The 21,977-nt window shown below is 69.2% G+C and carries 20 protein-coding genes; 9 read left to right on the top strand and 11 right to left on the bottom strand.

The genetic code is table 11. The features are described from left to right. Nucleotides 1-6: 6 nt before the first annotated feature. Nucleotides 7-513: a MarR family winged helix-turn-helix transcriptional regulator gene (locus AC1RVW_RS17625; protein WP_493201432.1), complete on the bottom strand. Its 507-nt coding sequence runs from the start codon at nt 511-513 to the stop codon at nt 7-9. 107 nt (nt 514-620) lie between these two features. Between AC1RVW_RS17625 and AC1RVW_RS17620 the strand changes: the two genes are divergently transcribed. The 3 genes from AC1RVW_RS17620 to AC1RVW_RS17610 are packed head-to-tail and all read left to right on the top strand — an operon-like array spanning nt 621 to nt 4,627. Further along, nucleotides 621-1,649, top strand: a complete 1,029-nt coding sequence (locus AC1RVW_RS17620; RefSeq protein ID WP_493201430.1) for a Bug family tripartite tricarboxylate transporter substrate binding protein — start codon at nt 621-623, stop codon at nt 1,647-1,649. A gap of 32 nt (nt 1,650-1,681) precedes the next feature. Beyond that, nucleotides 1,682-3,076: a DNA repair protein RadA gene (gene radA / locus AC1RVW_RS17615; protein WP_493201428.1), complete on the top strand. Its 1,395-nt coding sequence runs from the start codon at nt 1,682-1,684 to the stop codon at nt 3,074-3,076. Between the two features lie 36 nt (nt 3,077-3,112). Further along, entirely contained in the window at nt 3,113-4,627 is a 1,515-nt protein-coding gene (locus tag AC1RVW_RS17610) for a BCCT family transporter (RefSeq protein ID WP_081270020.1), read from the top strand. A 62-nt stretch (nt 4,628-4,689) separates the two neighbouring features. Here the strand turns inward: AC1RVW_RS17610 and AC1RVW_RS17605 are convergent, their stop codons facing one another. Next, the gene (locus AC1RVW_RS17605) at nt 4,690-5,145 is read right to left on the bottom strand and encodes a hypothetical protein (protein ID WP_285411623.1); all 456 of its coding nucleotides are present in this window, start codon (nt 5,143-5,145) and stop codon (nt 4,690-4,692) included. Nucleotides 5,146-5,329: 184 nt separating this feature from the next. Here AC1RVW_RS17605 and AC1RVW_RS17600 point away from each other — a divergent pair, with 184 nt between their 5' ends. Next, on the top strand, nt 5,330-5,767 hold the full coding sequence (locus AC1RVW_RS17600; protein ID WP_493201425.1) for a glycerate kinase: 438 nt from the start codon (nt 5,330-5,332) through the stop codon (nt 5,765-5,767). A 6-nt stretch (nt 5,768-5,773) separates the two neighbouring features. Here the strand turns inward: AC1RVW_RS17600 and AC1RVW_RS17595 are convergent, their stop codons facing one another. Beyond that, nucleotides 5,774-6,721 carry a LysR family transcriptional regulator gene (locus AC1RVW_RS17595; RefSeq protein WP_081270017.1) on the bottom strand — a complete coding sequence of 316 codons (948 nt, stop codon included), beginning with the start codon at nt 6,719-6,721 and terminating at the stop codon, nt 5,774-5,776. A 192-nt stretch (nt 6,722-6,913) separates the two neighbouring features. Between AC1RVW_RS17595 and AC1RVW_RS17590 the strand changes: the two genes are divergently transcribed. Then, nucleotides 6,914-8,230, top strand: coding sequence for an MFS transporter (locus AC1RVW_RS17590; protein ID WP_493201423.1), 1,317 nt, complete (start codon nt 6,914-6,916; stop codon nt 8,228-8,230). 29 nt (nt 8,231-8,259) lie between these two features. Next, nucleotides 8,260-9,471, top strand: coding sequence for a M20 aminoacylase family protein (locus AC1RVW_RS17585; protein WP_493201421.1), 1,212 nt, complete (start codon nt 8,260-8,262; stop codon nt 9,469-9,471). A gap of 15 nt (nt 9,472-9,486) precedes the next feature. Here the strand turns inward: AC1RVW_RS17585 and AC1RVW_RS17580 are convergent, their stop codons facing one another. Beyond that, complete coding sequence (locus AC1RVW_RS17580) at nt 9,487-10,503, bottom strand: recombination-associated protein RdgC (RefSeq protein WP_081270014.1); 1,017 nt, start codon at nt 10,501-10,503, stop codon at nt 9,487-9,489. Nucleotides 10,504-10,621: 118 nt separating this feature from the next. Here AC1RVW_RS17580 and AC1RVW_RS17575 point away from each other — a divergent pair, with 118 nt between their 5' ends. From AC1RVW_RS17575 to AC1RVW_RS17565, 3 genes are all read left to right on the top strand, one after another. Beyond that, nucleotides 10,622-11,575, top strand: a complete 954-nt coding sequence (locus tag AC1RVW_RS17575) for a branched-chain amino acid transaminase (RefSeq protein ID WP_081270013.1) — start codon at nt 10,622-10,624, stop codon at nt 11,573-11,575. Between the two features lie 8 nt (nt 11,576-11,583). Further along, nucleotides 11,584-11,793, top strand: a complete 210-nt coding sequence (locus AC1RVW_RS17570; protein ID WP_081270012.1) for a zinc-finger domain-containing protein — start codon at nt 11,584-11,586, stop codon at nt 11,791-11,793. Between the two features lie 172 nt (nt 11,794-11,965). Then, on the top strand, nt 11,966-13,447 hold the full coding sequence (locus AC1RVW_RS17565; protein ID WP_493201418.1) for a hypothetical protein: 1,482 nt from the start codon (nt 11,966-11,968) through the stop codon (nt 13,445-13,447). A gap of 63 nt (nt 13,448-13,510) precedes the next feature. Here AC1RVW_RS17565 and AC1RVW_RS17560 read toward each other — a convergent pair whose 3' ends face one another. From AC1RVW_RS17560 to AC1RVW_RS17530, 7 genes are all read right to left on the bottom strand, one after another. Continuing rightward, the gene (locus AC1RVW_RS17560; protein WP_493201416.1) at nt 13,511-14,758 is read right to left on the bottom strand and encodes an O-antigen ligase family protein; all 1,248 of its coding nucleotides are present in this window, start codon (nt 14,756-14,758) and stop codon (nt 13,511-13,513) included. 71 nt (nt 14,759-14,829) lie between these two features. After that, nucleotides 14,830-16,029 carry an ATP-binding protein gene (locus tag AC1RVW_RS17555; RefSeq protein WP_081270009.1) on the bottom strand — a complete coding sequence of 400 codons (1,200 nt, stop codon included), beginning with the start codon at nt 16,027-16,029 and terminating at the stop codon, nt 14,830-14,832. Nucleotides 16,030-16,039: 10 nt separating this feature from the next. Next, entirely contained in the window at nt 16,040-16,762 is a 723-nt protein-coding gene (locus AC1RVW_RS17550; protein ID WP_081270008.1) for a response regulator, read from the bottom strand. 53 nt (nt 16,763-16,815) lie between these two features. Beyond that, nucleotides 16,816-18,468 carry an NAD(P)/FAD-dependent oxidoreductase gene (locus tag AC1RVW_RS17545; protein WP_493201413.1) on the bottom strand — a complete coding sequence of 551 codons (1,653 nt, stop codon included), beginning with the start codon at nt 18,466-18,468 and terminating at the stop codon, nt 16,816-16,818. 2 nt (nt 18,469-18,470) lie between these two features. Next, nucleotides 18,471-19,313: a beta-ketoacyl synthase chain length factor gene (locus AC1RVW_RS17540; protein ID WP_106936087.1), complete on the bottom strand. Its 843-nt coding sequence runs from the start codon at nt 19,311-19,313 to the stop codon at nt 18,471-18,473. After that, nucleotides 19,310-20,518 carry a beta-ketoacyl-[acyl-carrier-protein] synthase family protein gene (locus AC1RVW_RS17535; protein ID WP_493201411.1) on the bottom strand — a complete coding sequence of 403 codons (1,209 nt, stop codon included), beginning with the start codon at nt 20,516-20,518 and terminating at the stop codon, nt 19,310-19,312. The genes AC1RVW_RS17540 and AC1RVW_RS17535 overlap by 4 nt, the downstream gene beginning before the upstream one ends. 121 nt (nt 20,519-20,639) lie before the next feature. Next, a partial coding sequence (locus AC1RVW_RS17530; RefSeq protein WP_493201409.1) for an AmpG family muropeptide MFS transporter occupies nt 20,640-21,977 on the bottom strand: 1,338 nt, incomplete at its 5' end.

Raw genomic sequence — 21,977 nt, 5'->3', positions numbered from 1 at the left:
GGCGTTTCAGCGCGGGGCGGATGCTTCGCGGCGGCGCCGGTCGGCCCTGGGCAGGTCGGCCGCGGCTGCGACCATCGCCTCGCCGCGCGCGTGCAGGCGCTGCAGCATGTTGTCGAGCAGCGCCACCTCGTCGGCCTCCAGCGCGCCCAGCAGTTCTGCGTTGATCGACGACACCAGCGGATAGAGCTGCGCGTGGAGCTTCCTGCCCGGCGCGGTGAGGCTGAGAAGCACGTGCCGCCGGTCGCCCGCGGGCTGCTCGCGCGAAACGAGCCCCTTGCCGACCAGCGAAGTCACCGCGCGCGATGTGCGCGCGCGGTCGAGCTGCGCTTGCTCCGCCAGTTGCGACGAGCCCAGCGCACCGTGCCCCGCGAGCGTGGCAATGAGCCGCCATTCGCGCCGCGTGATGCCGAAGCGCCCTTCGCACAGCCGGATGACCAGGCTGCCCGCCACCGAAAGCAGCCGGCTGGTGCGGTAGAGCAGCAGGTCGTCGAGTGTGCGCGGCGGTGCGTGCATAGGGTTTGTCCCGGCGATGATTGATTTGATGAATCAATTGTCGGCGCTCTAAAGTGGCCGCGCACATTGGCGCAGACCCACTGCCGACGACAACGGAGACAAGACGGATGAGAGCAACCCCACAGCCCCTGTATCACCCGAGTCGCCGCAGCGTGCTCGCCACGCTCGGCGGCGTGGCGCTCGCGCCGCTTGCCTCCGCGGCATGGGCGCAGCAGACGCAACCGGCACAACTGGCGCTCGCGCCGGGAACCCCCATCCGCGTGCTGATAGGTGTGCCCGCCGGCGGCACGCAGGACGTGCTGACGCGGGCCATCGCGCAGGAAGTGCGCGAGTCGCTCGGGCCGCTCATCGTCGACAACCGCTCCGGCGCCGCCGGGCGCATTGCGGTCGAAGCCGTGAAGACTTCGGCGCCCGATGGCCGCACGCTGCTCCTGGGCACGGCCAGCATGATGACCATGTTCCCGAGCGCCTACAAAAGCCTGTCTTACGACCCGATCAAGGATTTCCAGCCCATCGTCAATGCGGCGCGCTTCGAGCTCGCGCTGGTGGTGCACAAGGACGTGCCGGCCAGCACGCTGTCCGAGTTCGTCGCCTGGGCCAGGAAGCAGCCGGGAGGTGCGAGTTTCGCGTCGTACGGCGCGGGCACGCCTTCGCATTTCCTCGGCGAGATGCTCAACCGCGCAACCGGGTTGTCGATGGTGCACGTGCCCTATCGCGGCTCCACGCCGGCACGCCAGGACGTGATGGGAGGCACCGTTCCCGCCTACTTCGACACCGTGGGCGGTGCGCTTCAGATGTTGCCGAGCGGCCGCGTCAAGGTGATCGCCACCAGCGGCGAGAAGCGTTCGCCGCTGATGCCCGCCGTGCCTACTTTCGTCGAGGCCGGCCTGAAGGACGTGGTCGCGACCGCATGGTTCGCCTACTACGCGCCGGCGAAGACGCCCAAGCCCGTGGTCGACCAGCTGCGCGCCGAATTCATGCGCGCCGTGAACTCCCGCGAGGTGCGCCAGCAACTGCTTCAGAACGGCATGTACCCGGTGGCCGACGGGCCGGAGGCACTGCTGAAGACGATGCGCGAGGACACGGCGCGCTGGGCGGCGATCATGAAGGCAGTGAACTTCCAGGCGAACGACTGAGCGGCGACTGTCGGGCCACCTAAACTCGAAGGATGGCCAAGGACAAAACAACTTTCGTCTGCAGCGAATGCGGCGGCACCAGCCCCAAGTGGCTCGGCAAATGCCCGAGCTGCGGCGCGTGGAACACACTCATTGAACAGGTCGCGGGCCCCGCCGGCGGCGGCACGGCCAACAACCGCTTCGGCACGCAGTTCGCGTCGCTCGCGGGCGCATCGGAGCTCGCCACGCTGTCTGAAATCGAGGCGACCGATGTCGCGCGCACGCCCACCGGGCTCGACGAGCTCGACCGCGTCCTCGGCGGCGGCATCGTCTCGGGCGGCGTCACGCTGATCGGCGGCGACCCGGGCATCGGCAAGTCGACGCTGCTGCTGCAGGCGGTCGATGCGCTGCAGAGGGCGGGGCAGAACGCGCTCTACGTGACGGGCGAGGAAAGCGGCTCGCAGGTCGCGCTGCGCTCCAGGCGGCTGGGCCTCGACCACTCGCAGGTGCAGGTGCTGGCCGAAATCCAGCTCGAGAAGATCATCGCCACGCTCGACGCCACGCGCCCGGCGATCGCGGTGATCGACTCCATCCAGACGGTGTACTCCGACCAGCTCACCTCGGCCCCGGGGTCGGTGGCGCAGGTGCGCGAATGCGCGGCCCACCTCACGCGCTTTGCCAAGACCAGCGGCACGGCCGTGGTGCTGGTGGGCCATGTCACGAAAGAAGGCGCGCTGGCGGGCCCGCGCGTGCTGGAGCACATGGTCGACACGGTGCTGTACTTCGAGGGAGACACGCATTCAAGCTTCCGCCTGGTGCGCGCCATCAAGAATCGCTTCGGCGCGGTCAACGAGATCGGCGTGTTCGCCATGACCGAGCGCGGCCTGAAGGGCGTGACCAACCCCAGCGCCATCTTCCTGAGCCAGCATGCCGAGCCGGTGCCCGGCAGCGTGGTGCTGGTCACGCTCGAAGGCACGCGGCCGATGCTGGTCGAGATCCAGGCGCTGGTCGACAACGGCGGCCCGAGCCCGCGCCGCCTGTCGGTGGGCCTGGACCGCGACCGCCTGGCCATGCTGCTGGCGGTGCTTCACCGCCATGCCGGCGTGGCCTGCATGGACCAGGACGTGTTCGTCAACGCGGTGGGCGGCGTGCGCATCAGCGAGCCGGCGGCCGACCTGGCGGTGATGCTGGCCATCACTTCCAGCCTGCGCGGCAAGCCGATGCCCAAGGGCTTCATCGCATTCGGAGAAGTGGGCCTGGCCGGCGAAGTGCGTCCGGCGCCGCGCGGGCAGGAGCGCCTGCGCGAAGCGGCCAAGCTGGGCTTCAGCGTGGCCGTGGTGCCCAGGGCGAATGCGCCGCGCAAGGGCACCAAGGAAATCGAAGGGCTGACGATCCACGCCGTCGAGCGCATCGAAGAGGCCATGGACGTGGTCCGCCGCCTCGACTGATTCATCCGCCGGCAACCCCTGAGAGGAGAAAACGTCATGCAACTCGTTGTTTCCGCCGGCCTGATCGCCGCGGTGGTCCTGTGGGGGCTGCTCTCGCCGGCGTCGCTGGACAGCGTGTTCAGCACCGCGCTGTCGGGCATCACACGCAACTTCGGCTGGTTCTACCTGTGGGTGGTGCTGGGGCTGGTGATGCTGGCTTTCTTCCTGGCGTTCAGCCGCTTCGGCGACCTGAAGCTGGGCGAGGAAGACGACGAGCCCGAGTTTTCTCTCGGCGCCTGGTTCTCGATGCTCTTCGCGGCCGGCATGGGCATCGGGCTGGTGTTCTGGGGCGTGGCCGAGCCGATCTCGCACTATGCGAATCCGCCGCCGGGCGTGGTCGCCGGCACGCCCGACGCCGCCGGCGTGGCCATGCGCTATGCGTTCTTCCACTGGGGGCTGCATCCTTGGGCGATCTACGGCATCGTGGGGCTGTCGATCGCCTTCTTCACATTCCGCCGCAAGACGCTGGCGCTGGTGAGTTCGGCCACCGAGGCATTGCCCTGGCGCTTCGTGCGGCGGCTTTCGCCGGCCTTCAACGTGCTGGCGGTGGTGGCCACGGCCTTCGGCGTGGCCGCCTCGCTGGGCATGGGCGCCACGCAGATCAACAGCGGCCTGCACGCGGCCTTCGGCACGGCGATCGGGCAGGGAACGCAGGCGGCGATCATCGTGGTGACCACGGTGCTGTTCGTCACCTCGGCGGTCTCCGGCGTCGAGCGCGGCGTGAAGTGGCTGTCGATGGGCAACCTGGTGCTGGCGGCGTTGCTGGCGCTCGTGGTGCTGGTCCTGGGGCCGACGGTGGCCATCGTCGAGACCTTCACCAACACGCTGGGCGCCTACATCGCCGAGTTCGTCCGCATGAGCCTGCGCATGAACCCGTTCCGCAACAGCTCGTGGGTCGGCGACTGGACGCTCTTCTACTGGGCTTGGTGGCTGGCGTGGTCGCCGTTCGTGGGCCTGTTCATCGCGCGCGTGTCGCGCGGCCGCACGATCCGCCAGTTCATCCTCGGCACCGTGATCGCGCCCACGCTGGTGGGCTTCGCATGGTTCTCGGTGTTCGGCGGCGCGGCGCTCAACTTCCAGATCTTCCAGGGCGTGCCGCTGGTCGAGGCGGTGAAGGCCGACGTGTCGACCACCATGTTCGTGATGTTCAAGGCCATGCCCATGGGGGCGCTGCTGTCGATGGTCGCGACGCTGCTGGTGTTCGTGTTCTTCGTGACCTCGGGCGACTCCGCCACGCTGGTGCTGGGCACCATGAGCACCGGCGGCAACCCGAACCCGCCGGCCCGCGTCAAGATCACCTGGGGCGTGCTGGTGGCGGCCATCGCGCTGAGCCTGCTGTTCGCGGGCGGCCTCAAGGCCATACAGACGGCGACCATCGTGTTCGCCCTGCCGTTCGCATTCGTGATCCTGCTGATGGCGCTGTCGGTCACGCTGGCCATCCGCGACGACTGGAACGCCGAGCAGAAACGCGAACGCGAGCTGAGGCGCAAGATGCGGCAGCTCGTGTCGTGACCCGGCCCTGCGGCCGGAAAAAACGCCCGGCGCGCCAGCGAGGCGCGCCGGGCCTACCCTCCCTAACCCCCGATGTGCATCGTGAACGCCGGTCCGCCGTTGAGCACGCATTGGCCGCTGCCCAAGGTGGCCGAGTTCATCGTGTACTGGCAACTCAGGTTGCCGCCGCGGCTGCCGGCGGCGTTCGCCAGGCCTGCTCCCCGTGAGCCCGCGACCCGTGTTGCCTCTCCCTGAAACTGTTCATTGCCGATCTGCGCGCTGAAGTGGCCGCGGCCGTTCATGTCGTTGGTCACGGTGCCGGCGATGGTCCCGTAGCGCGCGGCTTCGGCATTCGACGGATACAACCGCGCGCTGAAGGTCTGCGCGACCGGGCCCGGCGGCACGGCATACGCCTGCGAGGGCGGCGCCACCGGTGCGGGCTGGCCGAGCGGTACCACGTAGCAGCCGCTGAGCGCGGTGCCCGCGAGCGCGGTGACGAGCGTGAGACGAACGAAAGTGACGGAGCGCGGAATGTTCATATGCTTTTCAGCGGCCCGGGCAGATGCCCGTGCGGTGAAATGTGCCGGCGCCGCCCATCGCCGCGCGCGCTTTTCGCGGCGAGTACCGCCTTGCGCGCCTGGCGGTAGCCAGGGCGGCTACCGCGTCGGGCCGTGCGGCGCGGGCTGAGGCCTTTTGCCCGACACCCCCGGCCGGGCGGCGACAATGCGCGCCATGAATTTCAAGAAATTTCTGGTGCCCGTGGGCGCCATCGTCGTTCTCGGGCTGGCCTGGCGCAGCGGCGGGTGGGGCGGCGTCGCCCTGGCCGGCGGCGCGATCGTGATGTTCCTGCTGCTGCACTTCAACCGCGCGATGCAGGTGCTCAAGCGTGCGGCCGAACGGCCGGTGGGTTACGTCGGCAGCGCGGTGATGCTCAATGCCAAGCTCAAGCCGAACGTGACGCTGATGCACGTCATTGCCATGACCCGCGCCCTCGGCGAACTGCGCTCGCTCAAGGACACGCAGCCCGAGGTGTACCGCTGGACCGACGGCGGCGGCTCGTACGTCGATGCGGTGTTCAACGGCGGCAAGCTGCAGAGCTGGACCATGACGCGGCCCGAGAACCCCGTCGACGGGGAAGACGGCGCCACTCCCGCGGCCTGACCTCGCCTAAGCACCCGCGCCGCCCTTGCGACTGGGCTGCCGCCACGGGGGATTGGCCTTGGCGTGGTGGCGCGCTTCCTTCACGAATTCGGCGCACACGTGCGTCATGAGGTCTGCGGATCGGTAGACCAGGAACACCTCGAAGTCCGGCACCTCGTCGGTGATCGGCAACTTCTCGAGCAGGCCGGGCTGCAGCCGCAGCGGCCCGGCGCCGTGGAACACGAAGTCCGACCACATGCTGATCAGGTCGGTCTGCGTGGCCAGCTGCAGCCCCAGCAGGTTTGATGCGCTGTGCACCATGCGCCGGGGCATCTGCAGCCCGTGCATGTTCATCATGCTCACCAGCGGACTGCCGGCGTCGTCGATCGGGTCCAGCACCAGCCAGTCGGCGTCCACCAGCGGCTGCAGCCGGCGCACGCGCCGCAGCGGGTGGCCGGCGCGCACCGACAGGTGCATTGCCACCGAGAACAGCGGCTCCCACTGGAAGGCGCCGGTGCCCGGCCCGTTGCACGTGGAAATCAGCCCCAGGTCGAGCCGGCCCTCGCGCAGGCCCTCGAAGATCTGCTGCGGGCGCAGCTCGAAGCCGCGCATCGTCACGTTGGGAAAGCGCTGGCGGAACGACGCCATCGCGTCGGGCAGCGGCCCGCTAGACGCCACCGCGGTGAAGCCGATGTGCAGCTGTCCCTCGTCGTGGCCGCGGATCGCCTCGATGTCTTCCAGCGCATGCCGCAGCTCCTGCTCGACCAGGCTCGCGCGCTTGACCAGCGCCACGCCGTAGGGCGTGAGGCTCACTCCGCGCGTGGAGCGCGACATCAGCGTCACGCCCAGTTCGCGCTCCAGCTCGGAGATGGCCTTAGACAGCGCCGGCTGCGTGGTGTGCAGGCTGCGCGACGCCTCGTGGATGCTGCCGTGCTGCGCCACCGCCAGCAAAACGCGCAACTGTTGCAGCTTCATCGTGGTGCCGGTCTCATGGAAAAGTGCGTCTTGGTGGTTGTCCCGATGGCTTCTCGTGCCTGTTTATGACGGGGATGCCATTTGGTTATCAGCATGAAAATTTGTGATTCTTTGCCAGGGCGCTTTGCCTGAATACTCCGCCGCCAAGGGGCCGGTCCGACCCCCAGCAACCTGTTCGTGGAGTGACATTAGATGAGCGAAGCCGCATTGCCCGCAAGCCCGATCCGGGCCCATTCACCGGCCACCGCTGCGCAAGGCACGGGAAAAAAGCACAGCCAGTTCCGCCTGATCGCCGCCTGCTCGCTGGGCAACGCGCTGGAGATGTACGACTTCACCGTCTACAGCTTCTTCGCGCTGCTGATCGGCAAATTGTTCTTCCCCTCCGACAGCCCTTACGGCTCGCTGCTGCTGGCCGTGGCCACCTTCGGCATCGGCTTCGTGATGCGCCCGCTGGGCGGCGTGATCATCGGCAACTACGCCGACCGCAAGGGCCGCAAGGCAGCGATGACGCTGACCATCGGCCTCATGGTGATCGGCACGCTGTGCATCGCGCTGGCGCCCAGCTATGCCTCGGCCGGCGTGTTCGGCTCGCTGATGATCGTGGCGGGCCGCCTGCTGCAGGGCTTTTCGCTCGGCGGCGAAGTGGGCGCGGCCACCTCGATGCTGATGGAGGCCGGCGGCGTGAAGGGCCGGGGCTTCCGCGTCAGCTGGCAGCTCGCGAGCCAGGGCGTGTCGGCACTGCTGGGCGCGCTCACCGGCGCGGCGCTGTATGCGGCGCTGCCGCAGGCTTCGCTCGAGAGCTGGGGCTGGCGCCTGCCGTTCCTGCTCGGCCTGCTGATCGCGCCGGTGGGGCTGTACATCCGCTCGCAGCTGGAGGAAACGCACGTTGCCGAAAGCCACGAGTCCAGCCCCATCGGACGGCTGCTGCGCAACCACGGCGGCCTGGTGCTCAAGGGCATCCTGGCCACCACGGCGGGCACGGCGACGATGTACCTGGTGGTGTTCTTCATGCCCACCTACATGATCCGCGTGCTGCACATGCCGCCGTCGCTGTCGCTGCTGTCGGGCTGCGTCACCGGCATCACGCTGTTCGTGGTGTCGCTGGTGGCGGGGCGGCTGGCCGACCGGCTGCCGGCGCGCAAGCCGCTGGTCGTCGGCTCGCTGCTGTTCAGCGTGGTCGCGGTGTACCCCGCGTTCTGGCTGATCAGCCACTACCCGAGCGTGCCGCTGGTGCTGTGCCTGTCGGCGCTGCTGACCGCGAGCGTGAACATCGGCACCACGCCCATGTTCCTCATGCTGCTGGAGATGCTGCCGGCCGGCGTGCGCGCCAGCGGCATTTCGGTGGTCTACAGCATCGGCGTGACGGTGTTCGGCGGCTCGTCGCAGTTCATCGTGACCTGGCTGCTCGCCAGCACCGGCAGCCCGATGGCGCCGGCCTTCTACATGATGGCCTGCGGGCTGCTGAGCCTCGGCGCGCTGCTGAGCCTGCGCGAGCACAAGGCCGATTGACCCTCCCCACGAACAACGACTTCCATCACATGACACGCGAACTCAGCCCCCAGACCACCAGGCTGCTGTCCCGGCTGCTGCCGCAGGCCGATGTCGACACGCAGGCCTTCGTCGACATCCGCCGCCGGATCCACGCCAACCCCGAGCTCGGCTTCGAGGTGAGCGCCACCAGCGAACTGGTGGCCAACCTGCTGCGCAGCTGGGGCTACGAGGTGCACACGGGCATCGGCAAGACCGGCATCGTGGCGCAGCTCAAGCTCGGCAGCGGCACGCGCCGGCTGGGCATCCGCGCCGACATGGACGCGCTGCCCATCGTAGAGGCCACGGGCCTGCCGTATGCGAGCCGCAACCCCGGCCGCATGCACGCCTGCGGCCACGACGGCCACACGGCCATCCTGCTGGCCGCGGCCAAGGCGCTGGCGGCGGCGCGCAGCTTCGACGGCACGCTGAACCTGATCTTCCAGCCCGACGAGGAAAACCTCTGCGGCGCGCGCGCGATGATCGAGGACGGCCTGTTCGAGCGCTTCCCCTGCGATGCGGTGTACGCGCTGCACAACGCGCCCGGCGTGCCTGTGGGCACGGTGCTGGCGGTGGAGGGCCCGGTCACGCTGTCGTCCGACGTGGCCGACGTCACCATCAAGGGCGTGGGCGGGCACGGTGCCATGCCGCATCGCGCGCGCGACCCCGTCGCCGCGGCCGCGGCGGTGGTGACGGCGCTGCAGACGGTGGTGGCGCGCAACGTGGCGCCCGACGACACGGCGGTGGTGTCGGTCGGCTTCATCCGCGGCGGCGCCACGCACAACGTGATTCCGCAGTCGGTGTCGCTGGGCCTGAACGTGCGCGCGGCGCGGCCCGAGACGCGCGCGCTGGTCGAGCAGCGCATCCGCGAGATCGTGAGCCTCACCGCGCAGGCGCACGGCGTGGAGGCCGAGATCGACTACCGCCAGCTGGTGCCGCCGGTGGTCAACACCGCGGCCGAGACGCGGCTGATGGCGCAGGTGTGCACCGAGATCGTGGGCGAGTCGAACGTGCTCACGCAGGTGCCCCGCGGCTTCGCGGGCAGCGAGGACTTCGCCTGGATGCTAGCCGCGCTGCCGGGCTGCTACTTCATGCTCGGCAACGGGGAGGGCGAGTTCGGGGGCTGCATGGTGCACAACCCCGGCTACGACTTCAACGACCAGGTGCTGCCGCTGGGAGCCGCCTGCTGGGTGCGCCTCGCGCAGACTTACCTGGTCGCCTGAGCTTTCCGCGACGCGTCAGAACGGCGCGTCTTCTTCCTCTGCCGCGTCTGCCGCGTCTGCCGGTGCCGTCGTGGCGGGCGCTGCTGCAGGTGCGGTTGCAGGCTTCACCGAGTCGTCCGCCGGTGCGGCCGAGAACGCGGCCTCGCCGCCCAGCGCATCAAGCAGCGCCGGCACCAGCTGGCCCAGCTCGCCCGTGGCGATGGCCACGTCGGCGTCGAAGTTGTCTTCCTTCTTGCCGCCGGCGGCGCCGTCGCCCGTGCCTTCCAGGAAGGTGATCTTGCGGATCAGCAGCCCGTGCGTGAGCTCGAAGGACACGCGGTCGTCCCAGGTCAGTGCGAGCCGCGTGGGGCGCTTGCCGTCGGTGATGTGCTGCTTGACTTCGTCGATGTCCAGCGGGTGCTTGGCGTAGCGCACCACGGCCTTGGAGTCGTCGGAGGCCTTGAGCTCGCACTCGCGGTCGATGGTGAAGCCGGCCGGCGGCTCCTGCGTCAGCAGCCAGTTGGCCATGGCCGCGGCCGGCTCGATCTGCGTGTTGATGAGGGCCACCGCGAAGCCGTCGAGCGACTTAACGAGGCTGGTGACGACCTCGTCGGCGCGCGATGCATTGCCGCTGTTGATGACCAGGCGGTTCTCCGCCTTGTCGATCCACACCGTCACGCGCGCGCTGCGGGTGAAGGCCATCGGCAGCAGCTCGAGCGTGATGTCTTCCTTCAGCTCTTTCTTTTCCTTCTTGCCGGGCTTGCGGCCGGTGGTGGCCTCGATGTGGGCGCAGCGCTCGTCGAGCTTGCGGCGCACCACGGAGCCGGGCACCTGCTTGCTCTCGATCATGTATTCGACCAGCCACTGGCCGTCGATGGATTCGACCAGCGGGCCGTTGGCCTCGCCGCGGGGCTCGACCCAGCCGGCGGACTTTTCCTGCGAGGGGCCGCAGGGCACGAAGCGCTGCTTTCCGAGCCCTTCTTCCGCCTCGGCCAGTGTTTGGGACCAGGCAGGTTCGATGCGATAGACGATGACGTTCTTGAATACGGACACGGAAACCCTTTTTCCACTGGTTTGGACAACCAGCCATTGTCAGGCACCCCGTTCCGGGGCCGGCCGTAAAATCGAAAGCTTTTGCGACTTCCCCCATCGCTCCCAAAGGAATCAGGAAATGAGCTCGATCCCCCCCTCGCTGGACGACCGTGACGGCAAGATCTGGATGGACGGCGAACTCGTGGACTGGCGCGACGCCAAGATCCACGTGCTGAGCCACACGCTGCACTACGGTTGCGGCGCCTTCGAGGGCGTGCGCGCCTACAAGACGGCGGACGGCGGCACGGCCATCTTCCGGCTGGCCGAGCACACCGAGCGCCTGTTCAACAGCGCCAAGATCCTGCGCATGAAGATCCCGTTCACGCAGGAACAGCTCAACGAGGCCCAGAAACAGGTGGTTCGCGAGAACAAGCTCGAGAGCTGCTACCTGCGCCCCCTCATCTGGATCGGCTCCGAGAAGCTGGGCGTGAGCCCCAAGGGCAACAAGATCCACGCCATGGTCGCGGCCTGGTCCTGGGGCGCCTACCTGGGCGAAGAAGGCATGAAGCGCGGCATCCGCGTGAAGACCTCCAGCTACACCCGCCACCACGTCAACATCACGATGACGCAGGCCAAGACGGTGAGCAACTACACCAATTCGATCCTGGCCAACATGGAAGCCCTGGACGACGGCTACGACGAAGCACTGCTGCTCGACGCGAGCGGCTTCGTGTCGGAAGGCGCGGGCGAGAACATCTTCGTGGTCAAGGGCGGCGTGGTGTACACGCCCGACCTGTCGGCCGGCGCGCTCAACGGCATCACCCGCAACACCATCCTGCACGTGTGCAAGGACCTGGGCCTCGAGCTGGTGCAAAAGCGCATCACGCGCGACGAGGTCTACATCGCCGACGAGGCCTTCTTCACCGGCACGGCCGCTGAGGTCACGCCCATCCGCGAACTCGACCGCGTCGAGATCGGCAACCGCGGCGACGGCGGCGCCCGTGGCCCGATCACCGAGAAAATCCAGTCTGCCTTCTTCGACATCGTGAACGGCAAGAACCCCAAGTACGCCCACTGGCTCACGAAAGTCTGAAAAAAACCATGTCCACCAATGCAGTCGTCGAACTCCTGGCCAAGGAGCTCAATCATCAGGGCGGTGTTTTCTGCCCCAGCCCCAAGGCCGACATGAAGCTCTGGAACAGCCACCCGAAGGTCTACCTCGACGTGGCGCGCACCGGCGAAGCCAAGTGCCCGTACTGCGGCACGGTGTATCGCCTGAAGGCCGGCGAAACGGTGTCGGCGCGGCACTGACGCCTGACGCTCGCGCGGAGCCGCCGCACGGCGCGCCGGCTCCGGCCTGCTGACTCTCCGGTTTGAACCGCGGGTGTTCCCGCCTTCGAACTACGGATCCCGGTGATGGTGCCCCGCGGGGCCCGTTTCTAGCATCGACCCACTGGCGTTCAGACCAGGTGAGGAGTCGATTGTGGGGATCAGATCTTTCAGTTTTGCCACTGGCACGCTCGTGCTCGCGTTGGGCCTTTCGGCCTGCGGAGGCGGCGGCAGCAGCAGCGGCTTCAGCCTGCTTCCTTCCGGTGGTGGCTCCCCCACCACGCCGCCTGCGGCCGACACCAGCGTCGCCGTCTCCGGCACCGTGGCCACGGGCGCGCCGGCATCCGGCAGCAACGTGGCGCTGCGCTGCGCGAACGGCACCTCCGGCACGGCCACCACGGCCGCCGACGGCAAGTGGTCCGCCAAGCTCGATGCACCTGTGTTCCCCTGCCTAGTCACGGCCTCGGGCGGTTCGCTGGCCGCCGGGCAGAAGCTGCACTCCATGCTGCGCGCGGCGGGCTACGTCAACATCACGCCGCTGACCGAACTGATCCTGGCGCGCGCGGCCGGCATGGCGCCCGGCGGCATCGAACAGGCCGGGCTCGCCGCGCTGGCAGCGCTGGCGGGCAAGCTCGACGCGGCCCAGGCCGATATCGTCGCGCTGCTGAACGAGTCGGGCTACGGCGCATTCGCGCCGAACCCCTTCACGGACGAATTCAAGGCCGTTGCGGGCGACGCCTACGATGACCTGCTCGAGCACCTGGCGCAATCGCTGGCCGATGGCGACACCACGCTCGACGGCCTCGTCGCCGCGCTGATCGCCGCAGCCGAAGACGACGGCTTCGACCTGCCGCTCACGCACACCTTCAAGCCGGACGAGCTCGCGGCGCAGCCGCAGCTCAACAAGGCGCACCTGGCCAGCGCCGCGGGCGTGCTGTCGATGAGGCTGGACGCGGGTTCCAACGCGGTCGGTGCCTATGTGGGCGGCGGCGCGGGCAACAAGGCCGTGCTGCAACTGCCGGGCCTGGCGGGCACGAAAGTGAGCGATCTGAAGCGCATCGAGCTCGAGCTCAAGGGCGATGCCGGCGGCATCGGGCAGGGGCTGCCGTATGCATACCTCAACTTCACGGTCGACCTGCACTGCGACGCCACGCCCCTGCCGGCCAACGCCACGCTGGCGGACGTTCGTGCGCGCCGCCGCATCCTGATCTTCGACACGTACTACCACTTCATGCAGGCGACGAACGCGATCTCGACCAGCGAGTTCAGTTCGATCGCCATCACGCCGGCCACGCCGGGCTGGCGCATCTCCGGCGGCACGCCGGTGGGCACGGTGGCGGTCAACCCTGCCTACAACGGCAGCGAGACGCTCGAAGGCTTCGATTACACGGCCTACCCCGACGCCTGCATCGTCGACGGCATCACGGGGGATGGCGGCATGCCGCGCAACGCCTCGGCCGACGCCAGCTGCGCCACCAACGCGGCGCTGCCGGGCTCGGCGCCTGCGGTGTGCGGCGCGGCTTACACGGGGCCGATCCTGGTCCTGGGCGACAGCGGTAGCACCACCGCGTCGCTATGGAGCTTCAAGCGCGTGAAGGTGGAGGCGAAGCGCAAGCAGACCTTCCGCTTCGGGTAGCGAACTGCCGGCCGGCCGAATCCCGTGCTTGCCGCGGGAGGGCGGCGGGAGCACTCGGATGGATTACGGTGTTTCGCTCGGGTTCGTCAGCCGCCGCGGCCACAGGCCGCGCCACGGGTCCGGGTCCTGCCTTTCCTGCGCGAGCCGCAGGTAGACCATCGCGATCCACAGCAGCGCCAGGCCGATCTGCGCGTCGCGCAGCGCCGAGTTGACGCTCGACGCGATCAGCGCGATGAGCGTGGCGCCCAGCGCGTAGCGGCCGGCCATGTCCGGCCGTTTCCACGCCTGCCACACGGCCGCCATCATGATGACCAGCAGGCTCAGCAGCGCGGGCACGCCGCCTTGCGCGCCCACCCACAGGAAGTCGTTGTGCGGCATGTTCGAATCGGCGAAGAGCGCGGGGCCGCGCTTGTGCCACTGCTCGGTCCAGCCGCCGATGCCCCAGCCCGCGAGCGGGCGGTCGGCGATCATGAGGCCGGTGTCCCGGTACATGTAGTAGCGGATGACCCAGCTGCCCTTGAAGACTGCGCCGGCCTGCGCCTCTTCAAGTTCCTGCACGCCGGTCTCGACCTTCTTCTGCAGCTGCGGCAGCTGGTAGAGCCCGGCGCCTAGCACCACGGTGCCGAGCACCAGCGCGCCCACCAGCATCTTCAGGTGGTTGCGCCACTGGTGGACGCACACCGCCGGAATCACCAGCAGCAGCGCGAGCACCGAGGTGCGCGAGGTCAGCGGCAAGGCCACCACCAGCCCCAGCCCGAGCACCAGCACGAACGCGGGAATGGCGCGCAGCGGCCGGTGCGCCGCGATCTGCGCGATGCCCCAGACCGCCGCCGTGGAGGCCACCACGCTGAACAGCAGCGCGTTGCTGATCGACTTGTTGCCCACCTCCATGACCACCGCGCGCAGCGGCAACCAGATGTGGAAGCCGCCCACCGCATAGAAGAAGATGACCAGCAGCACGTTGAGCGCCGCGATCAGCAGGAAGCCGCGCAGCGCCCAGAGGGCTTCCTCGCGCGTGAGCGCCATGGCCATCAGCATCGTCACGCCGATGCGCAGCCCGTGGAACAGGTTGGAGGGGGTTTCGGGGTAGTGCGGCCTGATGGCCAGCACGATCAGCATCCAGGCCAGGTAGGCCATGACCGGCCACCACAGCGGATTGGCGCGAAGCCGCGCCAGGCGCTCCCGCCCTCCGCCGGCCACCAGCATGGTGGCGAGCAGCAGCAAGGCCGATAGATAGGTGACGCCGACCGGCATGAACACCACCAGCCCCCAGAACATGGCCGCGGGCCGAACGATGTGCGATCTCTGCATAGGGGCGGGATTTTAGGTGGCCCCCGCCAGCCGAGCCTGACTTCGCCCCGGCCGTGCCGGGCTCAATGGATTCAGTGCCCGCGCGCTGTGGTGGGCAGGCGGATGACGAAGCTCGCGCCGCCGCCCGGGCGGTCTTCGCAGCGCACCGTGCCGCCGTGCCGCTCGGCGATCGACTTCACCAGCGACAGCCCCAGCCCGACGCCGCCGTTGCGCTCGCTGGCGCCGGGCAGCCGGTAGAAGGGCTCGAAGATGCGTTCGCGCAGCGCCGCCGGCACGCCCGGGCCGCGGTCGTTGACGCGCACCGTTGCAAAGCCGTCGGCGCTGCCCAGTTCCACCGCGATTTCGCCCGCGCCGTAGCGGCGGGCGTTTTCCAGCAGGTTGCGGATGGCGCGGCGCAGCAGGCGCGACACGCCCGGCACCGTCAGGTTCGCGTTGTCGGTGCCTTCGGCCAGGTCGAGCTCGGCATTCACCTGAGCGCATTCCTCGGCCGCCAGGCCGGTCAGGTCCACCGGCTCGATGGTGCCCATGTCGGCCTCGCTGGCGTCGAGCCGGCTGGCCAGCAGGATCTCGTCGATGAGCTGGTCGAGCTCGCCGATGTTGCGCGAGATTTCCTCGCGCGCCGTGGCGCTCGGGCGCTCGCCCATCAGCTCCAGGCCCATGCGGATGCGGGTGAGCGGCGAACGCAGCTCGTGCGAGGCGTTGGCCAGCAGCGACTTGTGCGAACGCACCAGCTGTTCGATGCGCTCGGCCGACGCGTTGAATCGTTTGGAGAGATCAGCCACTTCGTCCTGCCCTTCTTCGGTCACACGCACCGAGAGATCGCCCTCGCCCCACCGCTGCACGCCGCGCTGCAGCGATTCCAGCCGCTGCGTGATGCGCCGCACGATCGGGTAGACGCCCAGCGCCACCGCCACCCCCACCAGCGCGATCATCCAGCCCAGCCCGAAGGGCGTGCGCCACGGCGCGAAGCCGGATGCGCCCGTCGGCCGCTCGCGCGGCGCCACGCGCAGCGTGATGTCCTTGCCGTCGCTGAGCGTCACGTCGAACTCCAGCCCCTGGCCCGGCACGCGCAGCGCGGTGCCGGTGCCGATCTTCCGGTCCTGCGCGTCGAGCACGATCACCTCGCGCGGCACCGGTGCCAGCCGTTCGCGCTCGGCCTGTGCCGCTTCGCGCACGATCCAGTTGGCCATCAGCGTGAGGATGACGACGCCGCCCACCACCGCGAGCCATATGCGCACGTAGAGGTGGCGGGAATAAAGGCTGCGCAGCATCTATTGCCGCTCAGTCTTGCTGTTTCGCGAAAACGTAGCCCACGCCGCGCACCGTCAGGATGCGCTTCGGGTTCTTGGCATCGACCTCGATGGCGGCGCGGATGCGGCCCATGTGCACGTCGATGGAGCGGTCGAAGGCTTCCAGCTCGCGGCCGCGCACGGCTTCCATGATCTGGTCGCGCGTGAGCACGCGGCCCGCGCGCTCGGCCATGGCCACCAGCAGGTCGAACTGGTACGAGGTGAGGTCGGCCAGCGCGCCGGCCACCGACACGGTGCGCGCGTTGCGGTCGATTTCCAGCGTGCCGAAGCGCATCACGGTGGACACCTCGGCCTCGGTGGCGTTCTCGCTGCGCCGGCGCAGCACCGCGCGGATGCGCGCCAGCAGCTCACGCGGCTCGAAGGGCTTGGGCAGGTAGTCGTCGGCGCCGATCTCCAGGCCGATGATGCGGTCCATGGGGTCGCCCTTGGCCGTCAGCATCAGCACCGACACCTTGGAGATGGGCCCTGGCAGCGCGCGGATGCGGCGGCAGACCTCCAGGCCGTCGGTGTCGGGCAGCATCAGGTCGAGGATCACGAGGTCGGGCGCGTGCTGCTGCAACTGCTCCAGGCCCGTGGCGCCGTCGCCTGCGTGGTTGAAGCCGAAACCCGACTGCGTCAGGTATTCGCCCACCATGTGTGCCAGGCGGGTGTCGTCTTCGATCATCAGGAGTTGGGGGGTGCTCATGCGCTTCATGGTCGTCCACGGGCGGCAAGCAGGCTTGAACGCTCCGTAAAGTTGGGTAAACCTCAGCCGGCGGCGTCAACCGTATCGGCTTCGAAAAGCATGGCGCCGGCGTCGGCGCTCACGGGAGGGAGGCCGAGGTTCTCCTCCAGCAGCGCGGGCAGGGCGCCGGCGTCCACGCCGGGGTCGGCGGCGCGCGCGCGCGCCAGCACCTCGCCGGCCAGCTGCCGCAGCTGCGCGGTGGAGGCGCGGATGCGCGCGCGGAAGGCGGCGTCGTCCAGCATGTCGCGCAGGCTGCGGTTGAGCTCGGCGAACCACGGCATCGCGGCCTGGTCGAGCATCACGGCCGGGTTGGCGCGCCGGCTGCTGGCCGACCAGCGGCGCATCAGCGCCTGCACCTCGAGATTCAGCCGCTGGCAATGCTGCAGCTCGGCTTTCAGGCTGCCCAGCGCGTGCAGGTCGGTCAGGCGGTGCTGGAAGAAGATCTGCGACAGCACGCCCCAGTAGTAGGCGTAGTCCCAGATCACCTTCACCGGCAGCACCTCGGGGTCGCCGAACAGCGGGTACTGGTCCTGGTAGAGCGCCAGCGTGCTTTCGTAGAACGAGTGGTAGAGCTGGTCGTACAGCTGCGCGCGCTTGTCGATCGGGCGGCCCGCGCGGTCCTGTGCGATCAGGTCGGTGATGTAGGTGTTGCCGATGGCGATGAAGTCGCTGCCCGGCGAATAGAACGGGTCGAGGAACAGCCCCGCCTCGCCGGTCATCGCCCAGCGCTGGCGCCCCGAGAACACCTGCTTGCAGCCGTGCGAGAAGTGCTTGAGGAAGGCGAAGTCCTGCAGCAGGTGGCGCTTGCCGTCCAGCGCCTCGAACAGCCGCGGCTGGTAGGTGGCGAACCACGCCATCGCCTTGTCGAAGGTGTCGATGGTGTCCAGCGGGTGCAGCTTCGGGTCGGCCACGATGCCCACCGAGTGCGAGCCCGAGGCCAGCGGGATCAGCCAGGCCCAGTAGCCCGCGCCCACCAGGTGGTTGGTCGACAGCCAGCGCGCCTGCGGGTCGCAGCGCGTGCGCCAGGCTTCGTTGTCGCTCCATTCGTCGATGGCGATGCGCTCGCCGATGCGAAACCACACCGCGTTGACGTCGTGCGCGTTCGACTCGGCCAGGCCCAGCTTGCGCTTGAGCATGCCGGCGCGCCCGCAGGCGTCGATCACCCAGCGGGCCTGCGCATGGTGCGTGTGCTCGCCGCGGGTCCATTCGATGCGGTGCGGCGTGGCCGGGTCGTCGGCCAGCGTGATGCGTCGCACCAGCGCGCCGTCCACGAATTGCACCCCGCGCCGCACGGCCTCCTCGGCCAGGAAGTTCTCGAAGATGCCGCGGTCGATCTGGTAGCTGGGCACCGACAGGTAGCGGCTCGCGCCGATCTCGGTCACCTTGTCGATGTCGCTGCGGCCCTCGCTGAAGAAGAAGCGAAAGCCGAACTTGCGCAGCTGCTCGGCGTCCATGTGGGCCTTCAGGCCCAGCACCGTGTCGAAGTAGTGCGCGCCGATCTCCACCGACGACTCGCCCACCTTGTGCGCCGCGTGCGGCACCGGGTGCGCGCGGCGCTCCAGCACCAGCACGCGCAGGTCGGCAAAGCGCTGGCGCAGCTGCAGCGCCAGCGTGAGGCCCGCGAGCCCGCCCCCCATGATCACTGCGTCAAAAGTGTCGGGCGCAGTGTCGGTCATGGTCAGCTCCGGTCGATGGGCTGCAGCTGCAGCCGAAGTGAAAGGGTGGGGGACAGCGGCAGCGCCACCGGCGCGGGCGTGCCCGCGTCCAGCCGTGCCAGCGATTCGAAGAGGGTCAGCGCGTCGGCCATCGGGTTGATGCCGGCCAGCGATTTCGCCGCGTCAGACTGCGGCGGTGTGGCCTGCGTGGCGCTGCCGTCCAGCGACCACTGCAGCACCGCCACCGTGCGCTCGCTGGGCGCGGGCGCGAGCACCAGCGCCACCGCCAGCAGGCCGCGGCTGTCGGTCACCGAGGTGAGCGCGCCGACGGTGGGCGTGTCGTAGCCCACCAGCAGCACCGGTTCCTGGTCGGCCGCGCATTGCACCGCCGCCTCGAGCAGGCCCGAGGCGAAGCTGTGTTCGAAGGCCGATACCGCGTTGCTCGCCGCCATGCAGCCGGTGCCGATGGTCCAGTAGCCCACGGCCGCGTTGTGCACCGAGTTGTGGAACTTGGTGGGCGACAGCATCTTGGGGTCGGACGCCAGCGTGCCGCACATGTAGTCGTTGATCGACAGGTCGCCGTGCGCCGAGGTGAACACGCAGGGCACGTCGGCCGCGTTGCGGCCCGCGCCGGCCATGGCGGCGGCGGCCACTTCGAGGGCCAGCGCCACCGTGTCGGGCGCGCGGCGCCGCTCGGCCGGCGCCAGCACCTGCGGCGCGGGGCGCTTGGCGGGAGGGTCGGCCAGCGCGCCTTCGCCGCGGAAAGCGGCGCGCGCGGCATCCCAGCCGGGCAGGGTGGGGGTCCAGAAGGCGGGGCCTTCGATGTACAGGGTCGGCGGCATGGTGGCGGTCGTGCTCGTGCTCATGCTGCCGCCGCCTTGCCGAACACCAGCGAGCAGTTGTTGCCGCCGAAGCCGAAGGAGTTGGACAGCGCGTAGCGCACCTCGCCGTGCGCCGGCTCGAGCTTGATCTGCGGGCCGAAGGCCTCGTCCAGCGTGCGGGTGTTGACCGTGCCCGGCTTCAGGCCGCGCTCGATCGCCAGCAGGCTGATGACGGCCTCGACGATGCCCGCCGCGCCCAGCGTGTGGCCCATGAAGCCCTTGGTCGAGCTGGCGTGCGTGCCGGCCGGGAAGCGGCGCGCCACCAGCGCGCCCTCGACCTCGTCGTTCTTCTGGCTCGCGGTGCCGTGCATGTTGATGTAGTCGATGGCCTCGGGAGCGAGGCCGGCGCGCGCCAGCGCCTCGTCGAGCGCGCGCTCGGCACCCAGGCCCTCGGGGTGCGGGGTGGACATGTGGTGCGCGTCGCTCGCCTCGCCGTAGCCCAGCAGGTGCAGCGGGGACGCATCGGCGCCCGCCTGCACGCGTTCCACCAGCGCGAAGCCCGCGGCCTCGCCCAGGCTGATGCCCTTGCGGCCGGCGTCGAAGGGCCGGCACGGTTCGCTCGACACCAGTTCGAGCGAATTGAAGCCGAACAGCACGCTGCCGCACAGCGTGTCCGCGCCGCCGACCACGGCCGCGTCGGCCAGGCCCAGCCGGATCATCCGCTCGGCCGAGGCGAACACCTTGGCGCTCGAAGAGCAGGCGGTGGAAATGGTCTCGCTCGGGCCGCTGATGCCCAGCACCTCTTGCACGAACAGGGCCATCGAATGCGGCGTGTGCACCGCGCTGCGGCGCTGGTCGGGCGGGAACATGCCTTCGGCGTCGAGCTGGGTGTAGGCCAGCTCGGTCTCGCCGATGCTCGCGGTCGAGGTGCCCAGGATCAGCGCGACGCGCGACGCGCCGTACTTCTCGCGCGCAGCCGACACCGCCTCGATGAAGCCGTCGGCATGCAGGCCCAGCCAGGCGAGCCGGTTGTTGCGGCAGTCCCAGTGGGCGAGCGATTCGGGCAGGCGGACTTCTTCCAGGCCGTCGACGCGGCCGATCCACGTGGGCAGCGGGTCGTCGCCGAAGTCGTTGGCGCGCAGGCCGCTGCGCGACTGCGCCAGCGCGTCAGCGAGCGCTTCCTTGCCGACGCCGACGGCCGAGGTCGCCGTGTAGGCGCTGATTTGAAGAGGGGGGATTCGGGACGGCACGATCTTTTGCGGGCTTGCTGACAACTGGAAACAACCAAGGGAAAAGGCGAATGTAAACGTGGAACAGCCTAACAGTAGCAGGCGCCGTGGCGCGTCGGCGGATTCCTATAAGGCCCCGGCCCTATTGACGCTCCGTGGGGCTCGTGATGATCGTGAGCCGCGAGGCCAGCGCCACCAGCACCAGCACCGGCACGCCCAGCAGCGCGGTGGCGACGAAGAAGTTGCTGTAGCCGTAGGCGTCGACGAAGGCACCCGAATAGCCGGCGATGAATTTCGGCAGCAGCAGCATGAGAGAGCTGAACAGCGCGTATTGCGTGGCCGAATAGCTGATGTTGGTGAGGCTCGACAGATAGGCGATGAAGGCCGCCGAGGCGATGCCGCCGGCCAGGTTGTCGGCCGACACCACCGCGATCAGCGCCGTGGTGTCGTGCCCGCGCGTCGCCAGCCAGGCGTAGAGCAGGTTGCTTGCGGCGCTGAGCACGGCGCCCATCATCAGCACCCGCATCACGCCCAGGCGCATCGACAGCACGCCGCCCACGAAGGCGCCCACCAGCGTCATGACCACGCCGTAGATCTTGCTGACCGTGGCCACCTCGTCCTTGGTGAAGCCCATGTCCACGTAGAACGGGTTGGCCATGATGCCCATCACCACGTCGCTGATGCGGTAGACGGCGATCAGCGAAAGGATCAGCACCGCGTGCCATTTGTAGCGGCCGATGAAATCGGCAAAGGGCTCGATCAGCGCGCTGCGCAGCCACTCGGCCGCGTTGCGGGCCTTGGGCAGCAGGCGCGGCACCGGCTCGGGCGACAGCAGCACCGTGAACACGCCGATCGCCATCGAAGCCGCCATCACCAGGTAGGCGGTCTTCCAGGCGCCGTCCTGGTAAGCGGCCGCGCCGGTGGCGGCCACGGCGGGCGCCACCTCGGCCCAGGCCGCGACCCACAGCACGCCGGCACCGGCCCAGATCATCGCCAGGCGGTAGCCCGTCTGGTAGGCGGCGGCCATCGCGGCCTGCTTGCGCGGCTCGGCCGATTCGATGCGGAAGGCGTCGAGCGCGATGTCCTGCGTGGCCGAGCCGAAGGCCACCAGCAGCGCGCACCAGATCAGCGGCGTGAGGCCCAGGCGCGGGTCGTTCATGGCCATGCCGACCAGCCCCGTGATGACCAGCCCCTGCGCCAGCAGCAGCCAGCCGCGCCGGCGCCCCAGCAGCGTGGTCAGCGGCGGCAGCGGCAGCCGGTCGACCAGCGGCGCCCAGACCCACTTGAAGCCGTAGGCCAGCCCGACCCAGCTCAGGTAGCCGATGGTGGTGCGGTCGATGCCGGCCTCGCGCAGGCGAAAGCTCAGCGTGCCCAGCACCAGCAGCAGCGGCAGCCCGGCCGAGAAGCCCAGCGCCAGCATGCGCAGCGTGGCGGGCTCCAGGTAGACCTTGAGGGCGTCGCGCCAGGGCGGGGAAGGGGG

Source organism: Variovorax sp. MPBD4-3 (assembly GCF_058809745.1).
This window is presented reverse-complemented; position numbering and strand designations above follow the sequence as displayed.